This window comes from Sebaldella sp. S0638 (assembly GCF_024158605.1).
Lineage (GTDB): Bacteria > Fusobacteriota > Fusobacteriia > Fusobacteriales > Leptotrichiaceae > Sebaldella.
In genome coordinates this window covers 1-3,893 of the sequence record NZ_JAMZGM010000187.1, presented here as the reverse complement: position 1 = coordinate 3,893, position 3,893 = coordinate 1, and the positions used below count along the sequence as shown (strand labels likewise).

The 3,893-nt window shown below is 31.3% G+C and carries 2 protein-coding genes; both read right to left on the bottom strand.

Annotated elements, in window-relative coordinates:
* Nucleotides 1-39 precede the first annotated feature (39 nt).
* Nucleotides 40-639, bottom strand: coding sequence for a hypothetical protein (locus NK213_RS19085; RefSeq protein ID WP_253352259.1), 600 nt, complete (start codon nt 637-639; stop codon nt 40-42).
* An 86-nt stretch (nt 640-725) separates the two neighbouring features.
* A partial coding sequence (locus NK213_RS19080; RefSeq protein ID WP_253352257.1) for a hemagglutinin repeat-containing protein occupies nt 726-3,893 on the bottom strand: 3,168 nt, incomplete at its 5' end.

Below are 3,893 nucleotides of genomic sequence, written 5' to 3'. Positions count from 1 at the left end.
TTTATTTTCTACAAAAACTCTATTCAGAATTTAGAAGTATTAAATTGCATACATTTTAAAGTCCACTTCATATTGTTTATAATCTTCAATTTTTATCCTTCTTCTCATAAATCGGTTAAAATCTTTAATTATATCTTGATTATCTTTATTTTTCTTAATAGAAGTGAAAATTTTATCTAAAAAAATCTCTGTTAATTCTTTATATTGAAAATAGTCATAGTAACCATACATACTGCATATAGCAATTTGCACTGTGAGAGGATTAAAAATATTTACATTTTCAATTATATCTTTATAAACTTTTTGATCGTTTTTTGTCATTTTGACAAGTAAATCACTGAATCGATAGCACATCGAATAATCATAAAATTCTTTTTTAAACATTATTTTTAACACCCAATTGTATAATTTACCTAACTCTATATCATATTCATCTTCAAATCCATACACTTCTCTTAATAACATAAAAACTTTATACTCATTTTCAACACTTAAATCATTATGCAATATGTAATTAATAAATTTTTCTTGATTCTCATTAGAAGTTCCTAAACTATCGACTAAATCAAAATATTTTTCATCATCCATTGATACGATACTAGTATCTAATAAAATTTTTAATTTAGTAATTATATCCATAAATACCATCCTTCTTACTTTAAATTTCACAAAAAAGAATCTCTTGATAAAGATTTATTTTCATAGATTATATTAAAATAACTAATTTATTTTACTCCAGATGCTTCTGGTATAAAAGGTATAAAATTATCCATCTTAGCATCAGGAATTCCAATAGATTCAAATATTTTAGATATTTCAGGAGCCTGCGATGCATTTGGTTCATAATGTCCTGAACCATTTGTCCAACTCTCTAATTGTCCTTTACTATTAAATTTCATTGTTCCAGCGTATTTTACAGGTTTTCCATTGCTTAAACTTGTATGCCCTCCATCTATTATTCCTAGTTTAGATGATTTAGCCATTTGTAAATTTCCTTCTGCATCAATTACATATGTATATTCTCCTTTAATAGTATAATTCGTTTTTGCATCTTTATATTTTCCATCTACTAAAGTTGGCTTTTGACGTGGTCCATCGTAAGGCTCTTGTAACTTACCACCATTCTCATATAAAATTTCTTTAGAATTTTTATTATTAAGCTCTTCTATAATTTTGTTATTTTGGGAAGGCTTATTTAAATTCTTTAATTCTTGCAGTTTATTATTTGCATTTTGTTGCTGCATAGCTTCTCCAGTTAATACTGCCTGAACCTCTAAACTAATTGCTCCTCCTGTAAAATCTAATGAAAAATTACCTGGTCCTTTTGTATGAACTATTTCTTGTAAAGACAAAGACCCTCCAGAAGTCATCCCTAAGCCTTCTGAACCACTTAATGCCCAAAAAGCATTCAATGCATTGTCATAGTCATCAACGCTAAATAAGTACTGCCCATCTGAATATATTTTTATTCTTCCATCTGAAACTGGCTCTACTCCCCAATTATTTAATTCTTTTAATATTTCTGCTTCTGTTTTTTCAGGTACTCTATCTTTTATATTTGATACTGCAATATTTAAATTTTTATCTTTTTCCTGATTTTTTTTATTTTCTTTTTGAGTTTTCTTATTTGTTTCTTCTAGAAGTTTCATTGTTTTTTCTATTTCATTTTGAGCTTTTGCTATTTCTCTTTTAGCTTTTATCTCATCATCTGTTATTAATTTATTAGGATTTATAGTAGGATTACATTTTGGTGCATTTACAGGATAGCATCCCATTTTCTCCACATTATAACCATCATATTCTGTATTTAATGTATTTGTCCCATTTGCTAAAGCTAATAAATTTTCTGGATTATTTATCCAGTTTCCTATATCAAACTTACTGCTTTTCCCATTTTCTCCTAATATCTCACTTAATCTGTCTCCTGCTGCTCCAGAAGTAACTTCATCCCCAGCATCTCTTCCTCTTCTATGATCATCCACATGGTTAGGCTCATGTCCATATATCTCCGCTACACTTATATTTCCACTTCCTAAATCTGTAACATCTAATATAAAAACATTATTTTTTCCTTCACCAGCTTGATCTCCTCTTATGTATCCAGAACCTTCTCCCGTAGCTACTATTACTACTTCTACGTCCATACCTGTCATATACTTTATATAATCTTTTGTCATCTGCTCTATCTCTGATGCACTCTTACTGTCTGGGTCTTTCATAAATTCCATCATTTGAGGATTTTTCTCTATATAATATTGTCCATATCTATCTGTTCTGGCTTCTTCATAATTTAAATTATCTCTTCCAACAGAATCTATTATATCAAGTATTCCATGACCTGCTTTTCTTGTATCCTCCACAAACTGTTGTCTTGTTGCTGTATTTAATAAGTCAGTATGTAAGTTTGTATCTATCTGTTCTACCACTTCATCTTTTGTTACCACCTGTGCCTTATTTATGTCTGTATTTATTCCCATTTCTTCAAGATTTAGTTTCTTCCCTGCTTCTGTTACTTCTGTATTTACAAAAGTGGCATTACTGCTCTGCTCCTTGTCGTGACTTCCATATTGTACACCTGTCTGTCCTATAAGTGCATTATTATTTAAGCCTATTCCTCCTACATTAACTCCTGCATTTTCTCCCCTGTTATAATCCTCAAGATTAGATACTACTACTTTGTTTGCGTCTATACTTAATTTGCTATCACTGTTAAGGCTTCCTATTACTGATGCCACATTTGTTAATGTTCCATCTACTAATATTGTACCACCATTATTGGCTATTATACTTGTTTGATTACTTACCCATTTACTTTCTGAGTTATTTTGTCCATAACTTAAATTTCCTGTTATACTTCCTATCTGGGTTTTATTTGTTGTCGGGTCTTTTTCGCTATAACCTAAACCTGCTCCCCAATTCTTTCCTTCTGACTTAGATTCATCCTGTAATGATATTATACTTAAATCTCGTCCTATATCAAAGTTTATTTTATCTGCCGTTACATTCGCTCCTGCAAATAATGCATCTTCTTTTGTTGTAAGCTGGAAAGTACCTCCTACATTTATTACTGTATTATCATAATATTTAGAATCTGTATTAGATTTTCCACCTGAAACATTTATTCCACCTGTCATTGTATTTTGAGCTACATCGTAACCAACACTTCCTCCTGATGAACTTGATTTTGTATTATTACTGTATGTATTTTCTCCAGCTCGTGCTTCAAAGTTCTTAGCATCTACTACGAAATTCTCCCCCACATTAACCTTTTGATTTACCATTGTTACATTTCCATCTGATTGTAGTATAAAATTCTTTCCTACATTTATAGTTCCTGCTACTGAAGTACTACTTTTTGTATTTGATTCATAGCTACTCTGACTATAACTTAGTGACACATTTGCTGTTATTCCTGCAAGCCCATTTGCCGGATGAATTCCCGATACTACACTATCATATATTGACTGGGCATCATTAAAGGCACTTACCCCGCTTCTAAATAATGTAAATCCATCTCCTGCTGAATTTAATATCTGTGACATATTTCCTGTACCGTATTTATCTTTATTTTCATACATTCCATTTGCCTGGTCAATAAAACTTGTTACTGTCGAACCTACACTTACTGATAATCCTATACTTGTGCTTTTCTGCTTTACTTTTTCTTCATACACTTCCTGTGCATCCAGAAGCTCTACTCCGTTTACTCCTCTTATTACAAGATTTTCTCCGACATTAGCCTGCATTGCTTCTGTTCTTATCCTGTTTCCTGCATCTAACACTGTACTTCCTTCTGACATTAAGCTTGATACTGCTACTGTTGTACTATTTCTTGTATTCTCAAGACTTGTACTACTGTAAGTCACTCCTGCCGATGCTCCTCCGCCACTCAT